Raw genomic sequence first — 23,664 nt, forward strand, 5'->3', positions numbered from 1 at the left:
GGGGTATACGCGTGTGCAGCCACGGCCCGGGCGGTCATGAGGCGGCGGCTGACGGCGGCGGAGCGGAAGCCGGGCGTCGGGCCGGTTTTCGGGAGGAGCGCAGGGGTTCGGGTGGCGGGTTGTGGGCGGTGTTGCGGAGCGGTTTCTGTTCCGGATCGAGGATGGACGGCGGAATCCAGTACACAACGCCGTTGCGGATGGTGATTCGCCAGCCGCTGTGGTGGAGGAGGCGGTGGTGGCGTTCGCAGCAGGAGGCGAGGTTGCCCAGGTCGGTGGGGCCGCCGTCGGACCAGTGGACGACGTGGTGCGGAGTTGTCCACTTTGGACCGCGGTCGCAGCCGGGGAAGGTGCAGCCGCGGTCTCGGACGGCCAGGGCCCGGCGTTGGGCGTTGGTGGCGGTGCGGGTCGCGCGGCCCATGTCGAGGACTTGGCCTTCGGTGCCCAGGACGGCGGGGTAGACCTTGGCGTCGCACAGGATTCGGCGCAGGTGGGAGGCGGGCAGGACGGATTCGTCATCCGTGAAGACCGTTTTCGCCGCGTTCTGCAGGGTTTCCAGGCTTACGGTCACCGTCGCGACGGCGCGTTCGCCTGCTTTGGTCGGTAGGTCCGGGGTGCGGGCGGCCAGGTCGACGATGGCCGCGACGGCGTCGCCGTGGCGCTCGGCTGGGGTGCGCGGGTCGGGGGTGCCGGGGGCGGTTGCGGGATCCGGTGCGGCCAAGGGGACCAGCAGCTGTTCGATCAGGGTGCCGGTTTCTTGGTCTACGTTGCCGGTGAAGCGGAAGCGGCCGGCGCGGGTCCAGTGCCAGCGGAATTCTCGCCACGGGCGGGCAGAACCGGAAGCAGAACTGGAACCCGACGCGGCGTCGGGGTCTGCGTCGGAGTCGGGCTCGTCATCGGAAGGGTCGTTGTCCCAGTAGATCTTCAGGCGGGTGGCGGCTCGGCGGACAGTGCTCGGGTTGGCTTGCTGCGCGAGGGTGACCAGGGTGTCTTCGGCGACGGTGTAGTCCTCCGGGGTCAGCCATCTCGGGGCGGCCGCCAGGAATTCGGCGATCACCGCGGCGTGCTGGGCGGTGATTTCGCCTGCGGTCAGCGCTTTCCCAGTCAGCGGCAGGCTGCCGGTGGCTTGCGCGAGCCGGCTGCGCGCCTCGCGGGGAGTGAGGTGCAGGATCGTCGCCAGGTAGGCCGCGGTCGAGGAATAGCCCTCGGGCACAGTGCCGCGCGAGTCTAGTTCCCGGATTGTCTCCAGCTGCTCGGCGTAGGCGATGTTCTGTTGTCGTTGGGTGGCAAGGAGTCTGGTGGTCAGGTCCCGGTCGGGCAGTTGCCAGGCGGGGAGCGTCGTCGTAGCGGACACCTCTTCATTGAATCGAACGCGCGTTCGATTACGCCATCGCTCGAAGTGGTCAACCCGGACTGTGGAGCATCGGCCAGCAAGATCACTGTCCGGAGCCGAAACCCGGCGCGCAGGGCGGGAATCTGCCGCTCGCGGCCAAGGTGAACCAAGGGGAAACCAGCGCGAAAGCAACGCCTCGTAATCGTGATCACCTGATTGAGTGACTTTAGATCGCGGTTGGCTGTGCTTAGGGGGTGGCTGCGAATGTGGCACACGCAGGAAGATGACCGTTGGGTCGAGGAGCTTGCGATGGGCGTGAACTGGGGGCAGAACCGCCGCACCGAGCCGAACGAAGCAGTGTCCCTCCTTGAGGGCCTGCTGATCGAATGCGACGCGGGGGCGGGAGACACGGTATTGGTCGGCGGAGGACCGGCCAGCGGGAAAACACAGGTACAGAACCAAGTGGTGGCGCGAGCCCGTGAGCTGGGCGTTCTGACGCTCACCGCGGCGGGCGCGGCCGACGAGCGCGACCTTGACGGTGGCGTGCTCGACCAGCTGCTGGCCAGTCCGGCGTTGCCGCGCGAAGTGCTGGCCGCGGCGGACGGCGAGGACCGGATCGCGACGTTGTGCAGTGCGTTGCACCGGTTGGCGCGCGAGCGATCGCTGCTGATCGCGGTCGATGATCTCCAGCATGTGGACGACACGTCGGCACGGTTGCTGCTGCGGTTGCAGCGGCGGGCGCGGTCGGCGGCCATGTTGCTGGTGCTGACGCAGCCGGATGGCTGGTATTCCGGCGAGGGCATGGAATTCGCCGCGCAGCCGCACCGGTACGTGCATCTCACGCCGTTCACGGTCGAGGCGATCGCGCAGCTGGTCCCGGACCAGGGCGACGCGGAGCGGATTCACGGGCTGAGCGCGGGGAATCCGTTGCTGGTCAGTGCCTTGGTCGACGCATGCCGCAGCTCGGTGGACGACGGACCGGCGTATTCCGATGCGGTGCAACGGCTTCTGCGCCGCTACGGTTCGCCGCTTCGGGAGGTCGCGACGGCGATCGCGGTCCTGGACACCGACGTGACGACGGAAGCGGTGGCGACGGTCGCGGGCGTGGACCCGGTCGAGGCGGAGGCGTCCGCTGGGTTGCTCGTGGAGACTGGACTGGTCGACGGGGTGCGTTTCCGGCAGCAGCCGGCTGCGGCCGCGGTGGTCGGCGGCTTGCGCGGGCACGAGAAGGTGCAACTGCATATCCGGGCTGCTGAGGTGAAGCACGCACGCGGGTTGTCGGCGCCGGAGGTCGCGCGGCATCTCGTGGCGGCGGGCGAGGCGCAGGCGGAGTGGGCGTTGCCGGTGCTGGTCGCGGCGGCGGAGCAGGTCATGCTTGGCGACGACGTCGACTTCGCGACCCGTTGCCTGCATCTGGCGGCTTCGACGACCACCGCGGCGTGGGAGCAGCAGATGATTTCGCAGCTGCTGGCCAAGATCACGTGGCGGGTCAACCCGGCGGCGGCCGCGCCGCATCTCGCAGCGTTGCGGGAGGCCGATTCGCTCGACCAGTCCGACCGGATCGCGCTGGTACGCCAGTCGTTGTGGTTCGGTGACCAGGAAACGTTCGAGTCAGCGCTGGTCCGGCTGGGCGACGACCTCGAGCCGCTGCATCCGCGGATGGCTGCCGAGCTGACCCTCGCCGCGCATTGGCATTACGGCACGGCACCGGAGTTGTCGGTCGACGCTGCGGATCCGTGGATGCGTACGGCGACGACGCTCGCGTCGGTGTGGAAGGTCGGCGGCAGCGAAGAGACTTCAGTGTGCGCGGAGCGGATTCTGCAGAACTGCCGGCTCTCCGACACTTCGCTGGAAGCGCTGGCCACAGCTATCCTCGCGCTCGCTTACGACGGTAAGGCGGACCGCGCGGAAGGCTGGTGCACTTCGCTGGCCGAGGAGGCCGAGTATCGCGGTGCGGTGACGTGGAAGGCCATGCTCGACGCTCTCGGCGCGAGTCTTCTGCTGCGTCGCGGCGAACCGGCTCAAGCGGCCGAAGCGGCGAGCCGTGCGCTTGCCCTGCTTGACGAACCGAACTGGGGCGTGGCGATCACGTACCCGTTGGCCACGATGCTGACCGCGCACACTGCGGCGGGAGCGTTCAAGGCCGCAGCGGCGGTGTTGCGGCACGCGCTCCCCGAAACGGTGTACACGACACTCGGCGGCGTACGGTTCCTTCGGGCGCGCGGGCAGTTCCATCTAGCCACGAACCGAGGACTCTCCGCCGTGAGTGACTTCCAGCAGTGTCAGCGGATTCTCCGTGACCGCAACCTGGACCTGCCTGCGGTCGCCCCGTGGCGGACTGATCTTGCCGAAGCGAACCTGCGGCTGCGCAACCCGACCCTGGCGGTCGAGCTGGCGAAGCAGCAGCTGGCGGACACGAAGGACGCGTTCTCGCAGGCAGTGGCGCTGCGGGTGCTGGCGTTCGCCGGGGACACCGGTGCGCGGTCCGGGCTGCTGAACCGGGCGGCGGAGGCGTTCAAGGAATCCGGTGACCGGCTTGAGCTGGCGCGTACGGTCCGTGCGATCAACCAGCTGGGCCAGCGTGCGGAACGTTCGGCGGGCCTGGTGAAACCGGTTCAGGTGCCGAGGCAGCCGATGCGCCCGCTCGCACCGAGGCCGGTCGCGTCGAGACCCGAGCCGCCTCGCGCGGATCCCGAGGGAGCGGCGGCGACGGCGCTCAGCGAGGCGGAACTGCGGGTGGCGGAACTCGCGGCGCACGGACGGACCAACCGCCAGATCGCCGAAACGCTGTACATCACGGTGTCCACTGTGGAGCAACACCTGACCAGGGTGTACCGCAAACTCGGCGTGGCCGGGCGGAGCGCGCTGGCGGGCGAACTGGCCGGTGCCGGGCAGTGACCGAAAAGCTGACCGAAAAGCTGACGGACCAACCGACGGAGAGCGGGGCGAGGGTGCTGACCGACGTAGAGCTGAGAGTCGCGGAACTGGCCGCGCAAGGTACGCCGGTGGCGATGATCGCGGAGGTACTGGGAGTGTCCGCGAACACCGCCGCCAGCCACCTGACGGCCGTCTACGTCAAGCTCCGAAACGCGTGAAGGGCCTCTCGCGCGAATTCCGCAAGAGGCCCTTCACCGGGGGCAGGTCAGGATCGGCGGTCGGCGACCACCGCGGCGATGATGTCGTCCAGGCTGCGCGTCGGCACGAAGCCGATCTGGTTGTAGGCGCGGGTACAGTCGGGAATGCGGCGCTGCATGTCCTCGTACCCGTCGCCGTACGCCTCCTCGTACGGCACCTTCGTGATGGTGCTCGCCGAATCGGTCGCGCCGATCACGCGCTCGGCCAGCTGAGAGATGGTGGTTTGCTCGTTGCTGCCGAGGTTGAACACCTTGCCGTACGCGGACTCGTCGGCGAGCAGCTCCGCCAGCGCGGGCACGACGTCGTGCACGTGGCAGAAGCAGCGGGTCTGCTGTCCGTCGCCGAAGACCGTGATCGGCTCGCCGGCCAGCGCCTGGCTGACGAACCGGGGGATGACCATGCCGTAGCGCCCGGTCTGGCGCGGCCCGACGGTGTTGAACGGCCGCACGATCACCGTGCGCAGGCCGTGCTCCACCGCGTACAGGTGGGCGAACGTCTCGTCCAGCGCCTTCGCCTCGGCGTAGGACCAGCGGTTCTTCAGCGGCGAACCGATGATCCGGTCGTCGTCCTCGCGCAGCCCGTCGGCGGTGTTCTTGCCGTAGATCTCGCTCGTGGACGCGACGAGGATCGGCACGTCGTGGCGCAACGCGGCGTCGAGCATGTTCTCCGTGCCGTGCAGGTTGGTGCGCAGGCTGTCCATCGTCTTGTCGAGGATGGTGAACACGCCCACCGCGGCGGCGAGGTGGAAGATCGCGTCGATGCCCGCCATGCACGATTCGACCGCGTTCGGGTCGGTGATCGAACCGCGCACGAACCGGAATCCGGGGTGCCCGGCGACGCCGGCGAGGTTGTCCAGGGTGCCGGTGCTGAGGTTGTCCAGTGCGACGACCTCGTCGCCGCGGGCCAGCAGGTGCTCGGTGAGGTGGGAGCCGATGAACCCGGCGCCTCCGGTGATGAGGTAACGCACGTTAGTTTCCCTTTCTCAGTTCGCGAAGAGCGCGCGGTCGAAGCGATAGGTGGCGTCGATGACGGTCGGGCAGTCGGCGAGCCATTCGTAGTCATGGCCCGGCTGAATCGTGTGGATGAGCGCGACGTCCCACTCCTGGCCCTCCGGCTCAGGGACGGTGTCGAGCGAGCCGCCGGTCACGCGGACGTTAGGCACCAACGGGTCGTAGTAGCCGACCTTCGCGCCCTTCGCGGCGAGAAGGTCGAGGATGTCCAGCGCGGACGACGAACGCACGTCCTGCACACCGGGCTTGTACGTCACGCCGACCACCAGCACACGCGTACCCGCCATGCCCTTGCCTTCGCGCGACAGTGTGTTCAGTACGCGGTCGACGACCTGCTTCGGCCGCTCCGCGATGGCGTGCATCGCCTGGGTGACCAGTGGCGCGTTGCTCTGCGTCGCGCGCAGCTGCCACAGCAGGTAGTGCGGGTCGCAGGGGATGCAGTGGCCGCCGACGCCGGGGCCGGGGTGGAAGGCCATGAAGCCGTACGGTTTGCTGGCCGCCGCGTCGATGACCTCGATCGGGTCGATCGCGAAGCCGTCGCTGATCTCGGCGAACTCGTTGGCCAGCGCGATGTTCACCGCGCGGAAGGTGTTCTCGTACAGCTTGGTCATCTCCGCCGCCTCCGGCGAGCTGACGCAGTGCACGCTCGGGGTCAGCACGTTGATCACGCGCTGCGCCATCGCGGTGCACACCGGGGTCACGCCGCCGAGCACACGCGGCGTCTCGGCCTGGGTGTGCGTGACGTTGCCCGGGTCGATCCGCTCCGGGCTGGACGCTACGAACAGGTCGCGGCCGATCGTGAATCCCTTGGCCACCAGCGGTTTCACCAGCAGCCGGTTCGAGGTGCCGACGTAGCTGGTGGAGGTGAGGATGAAGGTCTGGCCGCGGCGGGCGTTCGCGACCAGCGCCGCGCACGCCGCCTCCAGCGGGCCGAGGTCGGGCATCAGGTACTCGTCGAGCCCGGTCGGCACGCACACCAGCACCGCGTCCGCCTCGGCCATCCGCGCCGAATCCGCGGTGAGCTGGAAGTCCTCCTGGTGCACGGCTTTCTCGAGCCTGCGGTGGTCGGCCTCGATGAGGTCGACCTCGCCGGAGCGGATCGCGTCGAGGCGGTTCTGCGACAGGTCGATGCCGATCACGCCGACGCCGCCGGCGTGCAGGCCGAGCGCGGTCGGCAGCCCGACGTAGCCCATCCCGATCACCGCGACCGAGGTCAGTTCGTTCCGTTCGGCGATGGTCTCGAATTCAGCGACAGTACTGGTCATTCCTGGTCACCCGTTTCTGGATGGGCAGTGGAAAAAGCGAGCGGGAAAAGCTGAAGAAACACCGGTCATCGGACCGAACGGACGATTTCGAAGGCCTCGGCGAGGCCGGCGCTGACCTGGGAGCCGCGGTATTCGGCCAGCGCGCGGACGCCGCGTTCGCTGCGCGGATTCGGCCACGGTTCGAGTTCTTTCCCGTAGGCGCGCAGCGCTTCGATTTTGCGTTCGAGGTGGCTTTCGTCGACAACCTGCCAGCAGTTCGGCCGGAAGGTGACCGGCAGCCCGGAGGCCTCCCCGACGTCGGTGGCGGAGCGGATCTCGAACGTGCGGACCTCGCGCACCGGGCCCTTGCCCGGCCGTCCGGCCACCCGCGCGGCGCGGCTGACCAGCGCGTGGTCGGTGCTCAGGTCGCACATGCTGGTGGCGAAAATGGTGTCCGGCTCGAATTCGCGGACCTCGCGCTCGACGACCTGGTTCAGTTCGAGGTGGCTGACCGTGTCGAGGCGGTTGTCGCCGAATTCGTGGACTCGCACCCGCTCGATGCCGAGCGTTTTCGCGGCCAGTTCGATCGCGTCGGTGCGATTGGTGACCTCGGCGCCCGCGGCCGAACGCGAACCGTCGTCGTTGGTGAGAATGCAAAGCGAAACGGTCACGCCCTCGTCGGCGAGCCGGGCGATCGTCGCGCCCGCGCCGAGCGTTTCGTCGTCGCCGTGGGCTCCCACCACCAGCAGTCTGCGTGTCAACGTGTGCATACGATTCCCCAGTCCTTGTCCGGGCGGTGAAACCCCCAGCGAAAACGAGCCGAGCGAAATGGCTTGGAACGCCAGCAAAATCTGACATCCGCGGTCTGCGGCGACAACCCCTAAAGACCGTCTAAAGCGGACCTTGGCCGGGCGGGCGGACCGGTGCGGCAGGGGCCGTTAGGGGTGGGTGCGCGCTCGGGCGCGCTCGTATCGTCACGACGTCGGGCGAGCATGCGACGCGGAAGGAACGTGGGCACGTGGGCAACTCCGAAGAGAAGCTGGTCGGTGCGCTCCGCGCTTCGGTGAAGGAGACCGAGCGGTTGCGCGAGAAGAACCGCAAGCTCACCGAAGCTGCGCGGGAGCCGATCGCGATCGTCGGGATGGCCTGTCGGCTGCCCGGCGGCGCGGGCACCCCGGAAGCGTTGTGGGAACTGCTGTCCGCCGGGGTCGACGCGATCGGCGAGTTCCCGGCGAACCGGGGCTGGGATCTCGACCGGCTCTACGATCCGACCGGGGAACGGCCGGGGTCGAGTTATGTGCGCGAGGGCGGGTTCCTGCACGACGCGCTCGATTTCGACGCCGACCTGTTCGGCATCAGCCCGCGCGAGGCGCTGCTCATGGACCCGCAGCAGCGGCTGCTGCTCGAAACGTCCTGGGAGGCGTTCGAGCGCGCCGGCATCGCGCCGCATTCGGTGAAGGGCAGCCCGACCGGCGTTTTCGCGGGCACGATGTATCACAACTATCAGGGCAGCTACGGCTCCTCCGGCGTCATTTCCGGCCGCCTCGCTTACACTTTCGGGCTCGAAGGACCCGCGGTGACCATTGACACCGCGTGCTCGTCCTCGCTCGTCGCCCTCCACTTGGCGGTGCAGGCGCTGCGTAGCGGCGAGTGCTCGCTCGCGCTCGCCGGCGGCGTCTCGGTGATGTCGACGCCGCGTACGTTCGTTGAGTTCTCCCTCGACGGCACGCTAGCCCGTAGCGCCCGCTGCCGCACCTTCGCCGACTCCGCGGACGGTACCGGCTGGTCCGAGGGCTGCGGCATGCTGCTGGTCGAGCGGCTGTCCGACGCGCGGCGCAACGGGCACCCGGTGCTGGCGCTCGTCCGCGGCACTGCGATCAACCAGGACGGCGCGTCCAACGGCATGACCGCGCCGAACGGGCCCGCGCAGCAGCGCGTGATCCGGCAGGCGCTGGCGAACGCGCGGCTGCGGCCGGACGAGATCGACGTCGTCGAGGCGCACGGCACCGCGACCAAGCTGGGCGACCCGATCGAGGCGCAGGCGCTGCTCGCGACCTACGGCCAGGAGCGCGAAGAGCCGCTGTGGCTGGGGTCGATCAAGTCGAACGTCGGGCACACGCAGGCCGCGTCCGGGGTTGCGGGCGTGCTGAAGATCGTGCTGGCGCTGAACAACGAACTGCTGCCGAAGACGCTTCATGTCGACAAACCGACCCGGCACGTGGACTGGTCCTCGGGCAAGGTCGAACTGCTGACCGAGGCCCGGCCGTGGGAACGCGGGGAGCAGCCGCGTCGCGGTGCGGTGTCGTGCTTCGGGCTGAGCGGCACCAACGCGCACATCATCCTGGAGGAAGCGCCGGCTCCGGAGGCGGCGGAAAACCCGCGCGACGAGGCGGCGGTCCCGGTGGTCGTGTCTGGCCGGACGCCGCAGGCGTTGCGCGCTCAGGCCGCGCGGCTGGCCGAACACCTTGCCGCGCAACCGGAACTGGCGCTGCTCGACGTCGCCGCCACCTTGGGTGCGTCGCGGACGCATCTGGACCACCGGGCCGCGGTGATCGGAAAGTCCACTGAGGACGTTCTGCCCGCGTTGAACGCACTCGCGAACGGTGAACTGGGTGCGGTGAGCGGACTGGCTCGCGGAGAGGCATCGCTGGCGTTCCTCTTCTCCGGACAGGGGTCGCAGCGGGTCGGGATGGGCCGTCAGCTGGAGGTCTTCCCCGTCTTCGCCGAGGCCTACGCGGCGGCGTGCGCGGAGCTGGACCGGCATCTCGACCGGCCGATCCGCGCGGTGATCGACGGCGACGCGGACGCACTGGCGCAGACCGCGAACACGCAGGCCGCGCTGTTCGCGTTCGAGGTCGCGCTGTTCCGCCTGGTCGAGTCGTGGGGGCTCACGCCGGCCGCGGTGTGCGGCCACTCGATTGGCGAGCTTGCCGCTGCACACTGCGCGGGCGTGTTCTCGTTGGCGGACGCGGCAAAGCTGGTCGCCGCTCGCGGACGGTTGATGCAGGCGCTGCCGAAGGGCGGCGCGATGGTGGCCGTCGAAGGAACTCCGGACGAGGTCGCCGCTCACGATCCACAAGGGACGGTCGACGTCGCTGCGGTGAACGGGCCGCGCTCGGTGGTTCTGTCCGGTGTGGAGGATGCGGTCCTCGCGGTGGCCGCGAAGTTCAGCGAGGCTGGACGGCGGACGACGCAGCTTAAGGTCTCGCACGCATTCCACTCGCGACTGATGGAGCCGATGCTCGCCGAGTTCCGCACCGTCGCGCAGAGCATCGCCTACGCACAGCCGACTATCTCGGTGATCTCCAGCCTGACCGGCCAAGAGGTCTACGCCGAACTGACCGACCCCGAGTACTGGGTGCGCAATGTCCGCCAGCCGGTGCGGTTCGCCGATGCGGTCAGCGCGCTTGCTGCGGACGGGGTCAACCGGTTCCTCGAACTGGGGCCGGACGCGCCGCTCACCGCGGTGGTTCCGCAGTCCGCCGGCGACGCCGTTGCCGTTCCGGCTCAGCGCCGCGACGTCCCCGAGGATGTGGCGCTGCTGACCGCACTGGCGACGCTGCACGTCCGCGGCGTGGTGCCGAACTGGGCCGCGCACTTCGCTTCGCGGGGCACGAGCCGGGCCGGGCTGCCGACGTACGGATTCCAGCACCAGCGTTACTGGCTGGAGGTTTCCTCCGAATCCGGGGACGTCTCGTCGATGGGTCTTGACCCGGTCGACCACCCGCTGCTCGGCGCGACGACGTTGCTCGCCGACGCGGACGGCGTGGTTCTCTCCGGACGCGTTTCGACAGCGACCCATCCTTGGCTGGCGGACCACGCGGTCGGCGGCTCGATCCTGTTGCCTGGCACGGCGTTTGTGGAACTCGCCGTCCGCGCCGGGGACGAGGTCGGCTGCAGCCGCGTTCAGGACCTGACGCTGCACGCTCCGCTCGTGCTGCCCGCGAAGGGCGCGGCGCGGATCCAGGTGCGCATCGGTACTCCGGCCGCGGACGGGATGCGACCGATCAGTGTCCACTCGCGACCAGACGACCTCGCCACCGCCGCCGGCTGGACCCGGCACGCGGACGGCACGCTCGCGCCAGCCGCGTCCGGGACGAACTTCGATCTCAGCGAATGGCCGCCGTCCGGTGCCGAAACGGTCGACGTCGAGGGAATGTACGACCTGCTGGCCGAGCACGGAATGGCTTACGGGCCGGTGTTCCAGGGCCTGCAGGCGGCGTGGCAGCGCGGTGACGACGTGTACGCCGAGGTCGCGCTGCCCGAGCAGGAGCGGATCGGGGCCGAGGCGTTCGGCCTGCACCCGGCGGTCTTCGACGCGACCCTGCACGCGGTCGGGCTCAGCTCGGCGGCCGGGGAAGGAACGACGCTGCCGTACGCCTGGTCCGAAGTGGAGCTTTTCGCCACCGGCGCGGCTTCGCTGCGAGTCCACGTGCGACCGACCGGTGAGCAGGCCGTTGAGCTGCGTCTCGCCGACAGCGCCGGGGCACCGGTGGCGCGGGTCGGCACGCTGAAGCTGCGGCAGATCAGCGAGGAACAGCTCGCCGCCGCGGCCCCGACTGGTTCGGACGAACTGTACGAAGTGGACTGGGTGCCGACCACGCTGCCGGCGGCGCAGGGGACCTACGAGGTCTACTCGGCGAACGCCGGGAACGATGCCGCGAAGGCCAAGAAGGCTGTCCACAGTGCACTGTCCAAACTGCAGTCGGACGGCAAAGAGAAGCTTCTGGTGGTGACCGGCGACGACCTCGCCGGTGCTGCCGTGGCCGGGCTCGTCCGGTCCGCGCAGGTGGAGAACCCGGGCCGGATCGTGCTGGTCGAAGGCGACGCCACTGCCGAGCAACTCGCTGCCATCGCAGCGGCGGATGAGTCGGCGGTGCGGGTTTCCGGTGCCGAGGTGCGCGTGCCGCGTCTCGTCCGGGCGACGCCGGAGCCGGGCGAGCCGGTCGACTGGTCGGCCGGAACCGTGCTGCTCACCGGCGGTACCGGGGCGCTCGGCCGGATCGTCGCCACGCATCTCGCGAAGCAGGGCGCGCGGCAGTTGCTGCTGGTCAGCCGCCGTGGCGACCAGGCGCCCGGCACCGCGGAACTCGTCGCGGAGCTGGCCGAACTCGGTGCGGAGACGACGGTCGCCGCGTGTGACCTCACCGACCGCAAGGCCGTGGCGCGGCTGCTGAAGAAGCACCCGGTCGCCGCGGTCGTGCACGCCGCCGGTGTGCTGGACGACGGTGTCCTACCGTCGATGACCCCGGAGCGGATCGACGGCGTCTTCAACCCGAAGGCACTCGCCGCCTGGCACCTGCACGAACTGGCTGGCGACGTCTCAGCGTTCGTCACCTTCTCGTCGGCCGCCGGTGTGCTCGGTGCCCCTGGCCAGGCGAACTACGCCGCCGCAAACGCTTTCCTCGACGCTCTCGCCGCGCACCGCCGGGCCGAAGGCAAGCCTGCGCACTCGCTCGCGTGGGGCATGTGGGAATCGGCAGCCGGGATGGCCGGCGAGACCAACGGCAAGCGCGGCCTCGGCGCGTTCACCGCGGCGGAGGGCCTGGCGCTGTTCGACACCGCGGTCAGCTCGGCTGGCGCGGTCTTCGTGCCGGTGAAGCTCGACCTGCCCGCGTGGCGCGAGGCCGGCGCGGTGCCGGACCTCCTGCGTGGCCTGGTCCCGACGGCTCGACGCACGGTCGCCGACAGCGAGGCCGGGGCGGACTCGCTGCTCGGCAAGCTGATCCGGCTTCCCGCCGACAAGCGCCTCGACCACCTGCGCGACCTGGTCATCGAACACGCCGCGGCCGTCCTCGGGCACACGTCCACGGACATGATCGACGCCGACCGCGCGTTCAAGGACCTCGGTTTCGACTCGCTGACCGCGGTCGAACTGCGCAACACGCTCAACGAGGTCACCGGCCTCAGCCTCACCGCGACCCTCGTCTTCGACCACCCCACCGCCGGAGACCTGGCCACACACCTGCACGAGGAGCTGCTCGGCGACCTCGACACGGACGCGGCCGGCCCGGAGACCACCGTGGTCGGCAGCGACGAGCCGATCGCGATCGTGGGCATGGCCTGCCGGTTCCCCGGCGGCGTGACCACGCCGGAGGAGCTGTGGGAGCTGGTCGCCGCCGGCCAGGACGGGACCAGCGACTTCCCGACCGACCGCGCGTGGGACATGGACCACTGGCTGGACCAGGTCGCACCCGAGGGCGGCACCCCGCGCGGCGCGTTCGTGCCGGACGCCACCGACTTCGACGCGGCGTTCTTCGGCATCAGCCCCAACGAAGCCGTGATGATGGACCCGCAGCAGCGGATGCTGCTGGAGTCGTCGTGGGTCGCGCTCGAGAACGCCGGCGTGGATCCGTTGGCGCTCAAGGGAAGCACGACCGGCGTGTTCGTCGGTGTCATGCAGTCCGACTATGACCCGGGCGATGCGCTCGAACAGGGCGGCGGGCTGTACCGCGGATCTGGCGCGTTGAGCAGCGTGGTCTCCGGACGCGTCGCGTATGTGTTCGGTCTTGAAGGACCGGCGGTGAGCGTGGATACCGCTTGCTCGTCCTCGCTGGTGGCCTTGCACCAGGCGACCCAGGCGCTGCGCGGCGGCGACTGCTCGCTGGCGTTGGTCGCCGGGGTCTCGGCGCTCGTCTCGCCGGCTCCGTTCGCGCAGTTCCTCGACGGTGCGGTCGCTCGCGACGGCCGGTGCAAGCCGTACTCCGCGGCCGCGGACGGGTTTGGCTGGGGCGAGGGCGTCGGGGTGCTCGTGATCGAGCGGCTCTCCGACGCGCAGCGCAACGGGCACCATGTGCTGGCCGTCGTGAAGTCCAGTGCGGTCAATGCGGATGGTGCTTCCAACGGTCTCAATGCGCCCAGTGCTCCGGCGCAGGAACGCTTGATCCGGCGGGCGCTGTCGGCGGCTGGTCTGGATGCGTCCGATGTGGACGCTGTGGAAGGCCACGGCGCGAGCACTCCGCTGGGTGACCGGATCGAAACTGCCGCGCTGCTGGCTACATACGGCCGCGAGCGTTCGGCGGACCGTCCACTGTGGCTTGGTTCGGTGAAGTCGAACATCGGGCACACCCAGGCGGCGGCGGGTGTCGCCGGGGTGATCAAGATGGTGCAGGCGATGCAGCACGGAGTGTTGCCGTCCACTTTGCACGCCGCGGAGCCGACGGAGGGCGTCGACTGGGCGGCCGGGACGGTTCGGCTGCTGGACGAGGCTCGGGACTGGCCGGAAGCGGACCGTCCGCGTCGCGCGGCGGTGTCGGCCTTCGGGTACAGCGGGACCAACGCGCACGTGATTCTGGAGCAGGCTCCCGAGGTCGTAGCGGAAGCTGCGGAGACGGTCGACGCTGGCGGAGTACTGCCGCCGCTCGTGCTGTCCGCTCGGACCGCGGCGGCGCTTCCGGACCAGGCTCGGGCGCTGCTGGCGCATCTTGACACGTATCCGACGCTGGATGTGGTTTATTCGCAGGCCAACCGTCGTCCGTTGTTCTCGCATCGGGCCGCGGTGGTCGGCTCGGACGCGGCTGAACTTCGGGCCGCGCTGGAGTCACTGTCCACTTCGGACTCAATGGTGACCGGCCGGGCTCGTTCCGGCGGGCGGACTGCCTACCTGCTGCCGGGACAGGGTTCGCAGCGGGCTGGGATGGGGGCGGAGCTGTCGGCCGCGTTCCCGGTGTTCGCACACGAACTGGAGCGAGTCGCGGCGAAGTTCGACCAGCATCTCGGCCGGTCCCTGCGCACGGTGATGTTCGCCGAGGCCGGGTCGGTGGATGCGCAGCTGCTGGACCGGACACAGTTCAGCCAGGCCGCAGTGTTCTCCTTCGCGGTGGCGCTGCACCGGCTGCTGGAGTCGTGGGGGCAGCGGCCGGACGTGCTGGTCGGCCATTCGGTGGGCGAGATCGCGGCCGCGCATCTGGCCGGTGTGTTCTCTTTGGACGATGCGGTGAAGCTGGTTGCCCACCGTGGTCAGTTGATGGCGGAGACGCAGGCCGGTGCTGTGGTCGCGATTGAGGCCAGTGCGGACGAGGTGCGGCCGCTGCTGAGCGACGAGGTCGCGCTGGCCGCGGTGAACGGGCCGCGTGCGGTGGTGGTGTCCGGAGTGGACGGTGGCGTTCAGGCGATTGCCGACCACTTCGAGAAGCTTGGCCGCCGGACTAACCGGCTTTCGATCGACTGTGCGGTGCACTCGCCGTTGCTCGACGAGATTCTCGAAGAGCTGGAAGAGATCGCGCAGGAGCTGACCTTTGACAAGCCGACCGTGTCGGTGATCTCGACGGTCACCGGTGCCGAGGTGACGGATGAGCTGCGCGATCCGGCGCATTGGGTGGCTAACTGCCGTAACACGGTTCGGTTTGCTGACGCGGTGCAGGCTTCGGAGGCGAATCGGTTTGTCGAGCTGAGCACCAACGGCGTGCTTACCGCTGCCGTTGAGTCGGTGCTCGACGACGTGGCTTTTGTCCCGGTGCTTCGGCGCAATCGTGGTGAGGTTGCTTCGGCGCTCCTGGCGGCTGGGCAGTTGCATGTGCTGGGCGCGGGGCTCGATGTCCGGCGGATGTTCGCCGGGCGGTCCCCGGTTGACGTGCCGTTGCCGCCGTACGCGTTCCACCGGACGCGGTACTGGCCGTCGGTGGACATGGAGGCCCGGCGGGCTACCGGGACTGGGCTCGCGACGTTGTTCGGGCCCGCGTTGACTGTCGCCGGATCGTCCACTGTGGTCTTGAGTGGGACGTTGCCTGCTGGCGAGAACTTCCCGGTGGCGGGCTTTGTGGAGCTGGCGGTCCGGGCTGGGGACGAGGTCGGTTGCGGACGGGTGGTGCGGCTGACCGTTGAGTCGCCGCTGGCACCTGCTACTGGCGAGACGCACTTGCAGATCGTGGTCGGTGAGCCGGATGACGCCGGACAGCGTTCCGTGACTGTCCATTCGCGACACGGTGGCGGTTGGACCCGGCATGCCGAAGGCCTTTTGGCGGCGGACGACGGGGACGAGCCGGGGACGCTTGCGCAGTGGCCGCCCGCTGGTGCGGAATCGGTGGCGGCTGGGCGGCTCGACGCTGCTTGGTCGGTTGACGGAGTGGTGTTCGGGGAGCTGGAAGTCGCGCCGGACGAGCGGTTCGGGCTGTCGCCGGCGGTGCTTGACGTGGCGTTGTCCGCGGTGGGCGGGGATCCGGTCGAATGGCGGGACTTCCGGCTGTTCGCCACCGGGGCGGCGAAGCTTCGGGTTCGGGTGACTCCGCTTAAGGACGATCGGGTAGCGGTGTTGCTTGCTGATCGGTCCGGGCGTCCGGTGGCGGCGGCGGAGTCGGTGACTTTGCGGCAGATCGCGGCTTCGGAGGCGGTCTCGGCAGGTCAGGCGGTGGCGAAGAAGCGGCGCGCGGTGTCCGATGCGGAGCCGGAGCTGGAGCTGACCGAGAAGGGACTGCGGGCGTTCGTGCTGGAGCACGTCGCTGGGCTTCTCGGGTACGACGACGTTGCTGAGCTTGACGACGACGCGCACTTCCTGGAGATCGGTTTTGATTCGCTGACCGCTGTCGAACTGCGGAACCGGATTGCCGATGCGGCGGGGATTTCGTTGCCTGCTTCGGTGGCGTTTGATCATCGGACGCCGGCTGGGTTGGCGCGGCATTTGCTGACTGTGCTGACTGGGCCGGAGGCGGAAGAGGACGGGGACCCGGTTACCGAGATGTTCTTCGACGCTGTCCGGAGTGGACAGGTGGAGGACGGAATCGCGTTGCTGGGGGCGGCGGCTAATCTGCGGCCTACGTTTAAGAGCGTGGCGGATCTTCCGGAAGAGCCTCGGCCGGTGGATCTCGCGGAGGGGTCGGTCGGGCCGAAGTTGCTGGCGGTTCCTACTCCGGCTGGGCTGGGTGGTGCGTATCAGTACGCGAAGCTGGCGGCTCGGTTCCGGGGGACTCGGGCGGTTGCCGCCCTGCCTACGCCGGGGTTTGTCGCGGGTGAGTTGTTGCCTGCTGATCTTGGTGCGTTGCTGGATGTGCTGGCGGAGAGTGTGCGGTTGGCTGGGGATGGGCCGTTTGCCTTGGTGGGGCATTCTTCTGGTGGGGTGCTCGCGTATGCCTTGGCTGCTCGGGTGAAGCCTGCTGCGGTGGTGTTGCTGGATACCTATGCGATGGATGGCAGTGGGGATACCGGGGACACTGTGCGGGATATGGCCGCTGGGATGGTTGAGCGGGAAGAGCATTATGGGCCGTTTGACCGGGATAAGTTGACGGCTATGGCTTATTATCTTGGGTTGCTTGATGGGGTGGAGTTGCCTGAGGTGACGGTTCCTACCGTTTTGGTGCGGCCGGATCGGCGGTTTGTCACTGCTGGGGATGATCCGGCTCGGGCTGGGGAGGATCCTGGGTTGTGGCGGACTACCTGGGATCGGGCGGATTCCGTGCTTACGGTGCCGGGGGATCATTTCAGTATTGTGGACGGGGATGTGGAGACTACGGCCAAGGCTGTGGGGGATTGGTTGGATGGGGTTGGCTGAGGTTCTGCTCGTCGCCTGGCGGCGACATTGCGCCCCGATTGAGGCGGGGCACCCCGAAGCCCCATTGTGATGACGGTCCGAGGGTGCTTGTCAAGGCGGGAAAGATGCCTTGACAAGCACCCTCGGACCGCATTTGGGCTTCGTATCGGGGTGCGGGGGTGGTGTGGTGCCTGGCTGGTTTGGGTGCGTCGGCGGCGGTTGTGGTGGGGGTGGGGCTAGCGCCCCAATGTGGCATTGGGTGCGTTAGGCGCACCGAACGCCACATTGGGTGCGTGGGATGCACCCAATGCCACATTGGGGCGCAACAGTGGCGGCGGGCGGGTTCGGTCCGTGAAGGACTTCTTGAGGGAATCTGGGTCCGTGAAGGGGCCCCTCACAGACGATCGGGCCGGGCCGGGCTTGCCGAGAGGTCGTGAGGGGAACCCTGGGGGAATCTGGGGCTGTGAAGGTGGCCCTCACGGAACAACGGGGCTCAAGGGAGCAGCGCGGCGATGCCGTCCAGGACTCGTTCCAAGGCGAAGTCTTCGGGGGCGGCAGCGGGGTACTCCTGGGTCGCGGTCAGCTCGGCCAGGTGGGGGTAGTCGCCTTCGGTTAGGCGGGGGTGCAGGAACGCTCGTACAGTGGCGGCGTATTCGCTGGATTCCGGCGAGTCCGGGTCGGCGATCGTGCGGCGGCGGTCTGCGGTTGCGCGGACTACCGCGGTGACCAGTTCCGCGCACGACAGGGCGTCCACTGTGGACAATCCGGCCTTGGTGAAGATGGCCAGGAGTTGCTCGGTCCAGTGCAGGCGGTGCGGGGTCAGGCCCTCGCGGACGTCCAGTAGCCATGGGCGGGCGGCGTAGCGCTTCGCGGCGGCGTCTGACCAGGCGTGCACGGCGGAGCGCCATTCTAGGCCGATCGGGGGGTCGGGGGGTGCGCCGAAGCCCGCCTCGGCCAGGAGGATCAGCAGTTCGTCTTTCGAGCCGACGTAGCGGTAGAGGGCGTTGGTCGTCAGCCCGAGTGCGGACGCGATGTTCGGCAGGGACGCCGCTGCCAGGCCTTCGGTGTCGGCCAGGTCGACGGCGGCCGCGACCACCGCCTCTACGGTGTGCGACGGCTTCGGGCCGCGGCGGGGGCGCTGGCCGCCTTGCCAGGCCGGGGACAGGCCCGGCGGCAGGGTGCGGGGATCGGGCTCGATCGGCATCTTTCGCTCCGGTACGTCTTTCAGTAAACTGTGCAAGTCTTACACTGATCTGGTCTGGGGGCGAGCCAACGTGAGCGAGACCAACCGGTTCGGGTTCGGGAAGGTCACCGAACTGGACCGGAAGCTGGCGGCGACCGAGGTCGAGCACGCCCGCTCCGAAGGCGCTTGCGACGGGCAGGAAGCGGCGCGCCGGCTGGCCCGGATCCGGCTCGCCGGGTCGCACGCGGCGCTGCGGGCCGCGGTCGAGGGGCGCACGTCCGTCTCCCCGCCGCCGCTGCTCGAGGCCGCGCCGCGGCTCGCGTTCGGGCTGTGGGTGCTGGTCGCGGCGGCCAACACGCTGATCTGGTTCGGCATCGGCGTCATCGGCGGGCAGTGGGACCCGCTGTGGCTGCTCTGGGTCCTGCTCGGCGGCGGGGTGCTGGTCGCGGGCGTGTGGAGCGTCCGGGACTTCGACCGGCGGGCCCGTGCCTCGGCCGGCGAGGCCTCCTGAACCCTCGACACCTCTGCGATCCGGGCCGGGGTTCCCCGATCAGCCGGGGTCCGCTAAACTGTTCAAGCCTTACACAATTAATCCCGACTCCGCCGAAGCCGTATTGGGGGGCCTCATGTCGGAGAGCACCGAGAAGACCCGCTCCGGGAGCGGACTCGCTCGCCGCATCGTCACCATCGTCTGGGCGGCGGTCACCGGCGTCCAGTTCGTCATCTGGCTGCTGATGAGCCTCATCAGCATGTCCTTCAAATCGCCCTTCTGGCTGTGGACCCTGGGCGGCGGCGCGATCGTGCTCGCGGTGTGGTGGTCGCTGGAGCGCCGCGGTTCCGGGAACGGATCGGAGTGAACGACGTGCCCACCACCACTTCCGTGGCAACGCCCGTCCAGCTGGACGAGGTGCACAAGACCTACGGCCGCGGCGAGAGCGCGGTCGAAGCGCTGGCCGGCGTGTCCGTCGCGTTCCCGGCGGGCACCTTCACCGCGGTGATGGGCCCGTCCGGTTCCGGCAAGAGCACGCTGCTGCACTGTGCCGCCGGCCTGGACACGCCCACCTCGGGGCGGGTCACCCTCGTGGGGACCGACCTCAAGGGCAAGAACGAAACCCAGCTCACCGAGCTGCGCCGCGAGCACGTGGCGTTCATTTTCCAGTCGTTCAACCTGATGCCGGCGCTGAACGTGGAACAGAACGTCACGCTGCCGACGCTGCTGGCCGGCCGCGCGCCGGACAAGGCGTGGGTGGACCAGGTGATCGCGCGCGTCGGGCTGGCCCAGCGCGTGAAGCACCGGCCCGGCGAGCTGTCCGGCGGGCAGCAGCAGCGCGTCGCGATCGCCCGCGCGCTCGCCGCCCGCCCGGCGGTGGTGTTCGCCGACGAGCCGACCGGCGCGCTCGACACCACCACGGCGCTCGAGGTGCTCGGCCTGATGCGCGAGCTGGTGAGCGCGGGCCAGACCATCGTGATGGTCACCCACGACCCGGTCGCGGCGTCCCACGCGGACAACGTGCTGTTCCTTGTCGACGGCCGGATCGTCTCGCAGATGGCCTCGCCGAGCGTCGACGCGGTCGCCAGCACGCTGGCCCACCTCGGCGAGCAATCCCGGAGGCAGCGGTGAGTTCGCGGCGAGTGGTGCTCGCGCTCGCGCTGTCGAGCCTCCGGTACCGCGCGGCGGCGTCGCTCGCGTCGTTCGTCGCGATCCTCATCGGCTGCGGGCTGCTGATCGCGTGCGCCGGGCTGTTCGAGACGGCGATCGTGCTGAAGGCCGAGCCGCAGCGGCTGTCCGCGGCTCCGCTCGTGGTCGGCGGGTCCGCCGGATTCAAGCTGCCGGACGAGGAATCCGAGGTCGTCCCGTACGCCGAGCGGGCCGTGCTGCCCGAGGACCAGGTCGCGAAGATCTCCGCGGTGCAGGGCGTCGGCCAGGCGGTGCCGGACGTGTCGTTCGCGACGGTGCTGCTGCACGAAGGTGCGCCCGCCGAGTCGGGCGCGTCTGTCCTTTCCGGACACGGCTGGGATTCGGCTTCGCTTGGCGGATACAAGCTCACCGAGGGCACGGCTCCGAACACGCCGGGACAGGTCGTGCTTGACGCGGCCACGGCGTCCTCGGCAGGCGTGCACGCGGGTTCGGCCGTCGATCTGGCGGTGAACGGGCAGCGGCAGTCGTTCCAGGTTTCCGGTGTCGCGGAGCCTTCGCAGACCGTCAAGGCGCCCGCGTTCTTCTTCTCCGTCGCGGACGCGCAGCGGTTCAACCCGCATCCGGGCACCGTCGGTCTCGTCGGCGTGTTCCCGGCCAACGGCGTCGACCCGGGCGACCTGGCGACCAAGATTTCCGAGCAGGTCCCGTCGCTCACCGTGCTGACCGGCGACGATCGCGGTTCGGCCGAATTCCTTGGCGTGAGCGGAAGCCAGCTGCCGCTGATCCTGCTCGCGGCGGTGTTCGGCGGCATGGTGCTGGTCGTGATGGCGCTGGTGGTTTCCGCGACGATCAGCCTCACCGTCCGGCAGCGGCAGCAGGAACTCGCGCTGCTGCGGGCGACCGGCGCGACGCCGAAACAGGTGCACCGCATGGTCGTCATGGAGACGATGGCGGTCGGCGCGCTCGCCGCGGTGTGCGGGGCGTTCCTGGGCAGCCTGCTCGGCAACTGGATCTTCAGCACCAGCGGGTCGCTCGGCATCGTGCCGGACGAACTCTCCTTCACCCAGGACATCATCGCGTTCGCGGCAGGCATCGTCGCCACGCTCGCGATCACCTTCGGGGCGGCGTGGTTCGCCGCGCTGGCCGCCGCGCGGGCCCGGCCCATCCAGGCGCTGGCCGAGGCGGCGATCCCGGGCGTCAAGGTGAACGCGATGCGCCGCATGGGCGCGCTGATCTGCGGCGCGGCCACCGTGCTGCTCGCCGCGACCACGATCTTCATGCCCGCCGACACCGCGTCGGCGATCGGCGGTCCGGCGGTGCTCACCGGTGCGATCGGCGTCGCGCTGCTCGGTCCGGAGATCCTCGCCTGGGTGGTGGACCGGTTCGGTCCGTTCGTGCGCCGGGTCGCCGGCCGCGACGCGACGCTCGCGGTCATCAACACCCGGGCGCGGGCAGTCGCGTTCGCCGCGGTGCTCACGCCGATCACGCTCGCCAGCGCGGTCGCGCTCGGCAACGTGTACTCCGAGACCACCGCGCAGAAAGCGCAGATCGCCGCGTACGCCGGGCAGTTGCAGGCGGACGCGGTGGTCAGCTCGACCGCGGGCGGGTTCTCCCCGGACGAGCTCGCGCAGATCCGCAGCACGCCAGGGGTTTCGACGTCGTCGCCGCTCGTCACCAGCTCCGGCTGGGTCGAGGAGCCCTACGACGGCAACGGAAGCGACCCGTTGCGGCTGATGGGCGTCGCCGCGCAGGACCAGGGCGGCACGGTGCTCGCCACCGAGGTCACCGAAGGCTCGCTCACCGAGCTGCGCGGGAACTCCGTGGCGCTGCCGGTGTCGGTCGCCGAGAACCTGGAAGTCAAGGTCGGGTCCAAGATCAAGATGCGGCTCGGCGACGGGGCGCAGGTCCCGGTCACCGTGGTCGCGCTGCTGGACAGCCCGTCCAGTTACGCGAGCATGGTGCTGCCCGCCGAGCTGCTGGCCGCGCACACCACCAGCGGCCTGTCGTCGCAGGTGCTCGTGCGGGGCGGGGACGCCAGTGCGATCGTGTCGGCGCTGTCCGACCGGGCGAAGGACTGGCCCGGGGTCACGGTCGGCGACGACAGCGCGCTCGCCGAGAGCTTCCAGGCGAGTGCCGACGTGGAAGCGCTGATCAACTACCTGCTGGCCGTGCTCGCCATCGCCTACGCCGCGATCGCCGCGGTGAACACGCTTGCGGTGGCCGTGCTGGCTCGACGGCGGGAGTTCGGCGCGCAGCGGCTCGCCGGTGCGGACCGGGGGCAGATCCGGCGGATGCTGTTCGTGGAAGGCGGGATCGTGGCGGTCACCGGGCTGGTGCTCGGCATCGTGATCTCGCTCTTCACCGTGATCCCGATGGCGCTGACCACCGGCGAGATCATCCCGTCCGGGCCGATCTGGGTGTTCCTCGCCGTAATCCTCGCGATCTTCCTGATCGTGTGGCCGGCGACCGCGCTCTCGGCCAGGCTGGCGATGCGCCGCAACGCCATCGAAGCGGTGAAAATGCCCGGGCAGTAACAGTTTTCTAGGGGTACGCCGGGTCGACCCGGGGTGGTTAGTCTCGTGAGGACTGTCCATTCCCGGGCCGACCCGGTGTTTTCGTATCTGGAGTGATCCCCATGCGTGTACTCCTGGCCGCGCCGTCGGCAACGGCCCGCCTGCACACTCTGGTGCCCCTCGCGTGGGCGTTGCGCAGCGCCGGGCACGACGTGAAAGTCGCCGGCCGGCCGGAGTTCGTCGAGGAGATCCTCCGGACCGGCTGTGTCGCGGTCGAACTCGAGGACGGCGACCCGGCGCTCACCGAATCCGCCAAGCTGGTCGAGTTCGCGCACTTGTGGCGGCCGGACGCGGTGGTCTCGAATGCGCCCGCCGGAATTGCCGCAGCCCGTGCCGTCGAGGCGAAAGCGGTGCGAGTACTGGGGCCAGCCGATGAGCCGGACGACGCTGCGGACCTTACGCTCGATGTCGTTCCGCCTTCCCTGCGGGATTCTCCTGGACAGCCGCTGCGGCATGTGCCGTACTTCGGTCCAGTCGAGGTGCCGACTTGGTTGCGCCGCAAGGCACGCCGGGCGCGCGTGCTCCTGTCGCTGAACGATCCGTCGTGGTACGAGCCGCTCTTCCGCGCGATGTCTAATGTGGACATCGAACTGGTCTGTGCGGCGGAACTTCCCGCCGGGCTCGAATTGCCGCAGAAGGTCAAGCTTGTCGACTCCGCGCCACCGGCCGCCGTACTGCCAACGTGTGCGGCAGTGGTGCACGACGGTGACGAGGCCCTGGCGCTGGCGGCGGTCGCGTATGGACTGCCGCAGTTGTCGTTGACCGAATCCGCTTTCGGCACTCGCGTAACCGCCGCGAGTGCTGGCCTTTCCGGTGCGGCGGACGAGATTTCCCGGTTGACGGACGAAACGCTTCGCGCTGGTGCGAACGCGTTGCGTGCGGAGGTGGCCGCGTCGCCGGCTCCGCGAGCGGTCGTCGCCGCGCTGGCCAGCTGAATGTGGGGCCGCTAGGGGTGGGGACACGCCAGGCCCGTCGGTAGCGTTCCCGACGTGGCACTTTCCACCCTTTTCGCGGTTAGGCGGGGCGATTGGCGTGAGTAGCGACTTCCAGTCCGGCGGCGAGAACGAGCGCAAACTGCTCGCCTATCT

At 69.4% G+C, this 23,664-nt stretch carries 12 protein-coding genes and 1 pseudogene; 8 read left to right on the top strand and 5 right to left on the bottom strand.

Features of this window, described 5'->3' with window-relative positions:
• Positions 1-34: 34 nt before the first annotated feature.
• The gene (locus tag ACFSVL_RS44305) at positions 35-1,351 is read right to left on the bottom strand and encodes an HNH endonuclease signature motif containing protein (protein ID WP_378313814.1); all 1,317 of its coding nucleotides are present in this window, start codon (positions 1,349-1,351) and stop codon (positions 35-37) included.
• A 288-nt stretch (positions 1,352-1,639) separates the two neighbouring features.
• Between ACFSVL_RS44305 and ACFSVL_RS44310 the strand changes: the two genes are divergently transcribed.
• The gene (locus ACFSVL_RS44310; protein ID WP_378313815.1) at positions 1,640-4,228 is read left to right on the top strand and encodes a response regulator transcription factor; all 2,589 of its coding nucleotides are present in this window, start codon (positions 1,640-1,642) and stop codon (positions 4,226-4,228) included.
• The gene (locus tag ACFSVL_RS44315; protein ID WP_378313817.1) at positions 4,225-4,425 is read left to right on the top strand and encodes a LuxR C-terminal-related transcriptional regulator; all 201 of its coding nucleotides are present in this window, start codon (positions 4,225-4,227) and stop codon (positions 4,423-4,425) included. The genes ACFSVL_RS44310 and ACFSVL_RS44315 overlap by 4 nt, the downstream gene beginning before the upstream one ends.
• A gap of 47 nt (positions 4,426-4,472) precedes the next feature.
• Here ACFSVL_RS44315 and ACFSVL_RS44320 read toward each other — a convergent pair whose 3' ends face one another.
• The 3 genes from ACFSVL_RS44320 to ACFSVL_RS44330 all read right to left on the bottom strand — a co-directional run bounded on the left by ACFSVL_RS44320 (position 4,473) and on the right by ACFSVL_RS44330 (position 7,489).
• Positions 4,473-5,432, bottom strand: a complete 960-nt coding sequence (locus tag ACFSVL_RS44320; protein WP_378313819.1) for an NAD-dependent epimerase/dehydratase family protein — start codon at positions 5,430-5,432, stop codon at positions 4,473-4,475.
• A gap of 15 nt (positions 5,433-5,447) precedes the next feature.
• The gene (locus ACFSVL_RS44325; RefSeq protein WP_378313820.1) at positions 5,448-6,740 is read right to left on the bottom strand and encodes a nucleotide sugar dehydrogenase; all 1,293 of its coding nucleotides are present in this window, start codon (positions 6,738-6,740) and stop codon (positions 5,448-5,450) included.
• A gap of 65 nt (positions 6,741-6,805) precedes the next feature.
• The gene (locus ACFSVL_RS44330) at positions 6,806-7,489 is read right to left on the bottom strand and encodes a PIG-L deacetylase family protein (protein ID WP_378313822.1); all 684 of its coding nucleotides are present in this window, start codon (positions 7,487-7,489) and stop codon (positions 6,806-6,808) included.
• A 263-nt stretch (positions 7,490-7,752) separates the two neighbouring features.
• Between ACFSVL_RS44330 and ACFSVL_RS44335 the strand changes: the two are divergent.
• Positions 7,753-17,202 (top strand): annotated as a pseudogene (locus tag ACFSVL_RS44335) (type I polyketide synthase); the annotation flags it as partial.
• A gap of 472 nt (positions 17,203-17,674) precedes the next feature.
• On the opposite strand, the gene ACFSVL_RS44340 reads toward ACFSVL_RS44335, so the two are convergent.
• The gene (locus ACFSVL_RS44340; protein WP_378313825.1) at positions 17,675-18,385 is read right to left on the bottom strand and encodes a TetR/AcrR family transcriptional regulator; all 711 of its coding nucleotides are present in this window, start codon (positions 18,383-18,385) and stop codon (positions 17,675-17,677) included.
• A gap of 70 nt (positions 18,386-18,455) precedes the next feature.
• On the opposite strand from ACFSVL_RS44340, the gene ACFSVL_RS44345 reads away from it, so the two are divergent.
• The 5 genes from ACFSVL_RS44345 (at position 18,456) to ACFSVL_RS44365 (ending at position 23,511) form a co-directional block, all read left to right on the top strand.
• Positions 18,456-18,875, top strand: coding sequence for a hypothetical protein (locus ACFSVL_RS44345; RefSeq protein WP_378313827.1), 420 nt, complete (start codon positions 18,456-18,458; stop codon positions 18,873-18,875).
• Between the two features lie 115 nt (positions 18,876-18,990).
• Positions 18,991-19,221 carry a hypothetical protein gene (locus ACFSVL_RS44350; protein WP_378313829.1) on the top strand — a complete coding sequence of 77 codons (231 nt, stop codon included), beginning with the start codon at positions 18,991-18,993 and terminating at the stop codon, positions 19,219-19,221.
• Positions 19,222-19,244: 23 nt separating this feature from the next.
• The gene (locus ACFSVL_RS44355; RefSeq protein WP_378313831.1) at positions 19,245-19,985 is read left to right on the top strand and encodes an ABC transporter ATP-binding protein; all 741 of its coding nucleotides are present in this window, start codon (positions 19,245-19,247) and stop codon (positions 19,983-19,985) included.
• Positions 19,982-22,537: an ABC transporter permease gene (locus tag ACFSVL_RS44360; protein WP_378313833.1), complete on the top strand. Its 2,556-nt coding sequence runs from the start codon at positions 19,982-19,984 to the stop codon at positions 22,535-22,537. Before ACFSVL_RS44355 ends, ACFSVL_RS44360 begins: the two co-directional genes overlap by 4 nt.
• A 101-nt stretch (positions 22,538-22,638) precedes the next feature.
• Positions 22,639-23,511 (top strand): nucleotide disphospho-sugar-binding domain-containing protein, encoded by an 873-nt coding sequence (locus ACFSVL_RS44365; protein ID WP_378313834.1) that lies wholly within the window; start codon positions 22,639-22,641, stop codon positions 23,509-23,511.
• Positions 23,512-23,664 lie beyond the last annotated feature (153 nt).

The organism is Amycolatopsis silviterrae (genome assembly GCF_042684085.1).
Lineage (GTDB): Bacteria > Actinomycetota > Actinomycetes > Mycobacteriales > Pseudonocardiaceae > Amycolatopsis > Amycolatopsis silviterrae.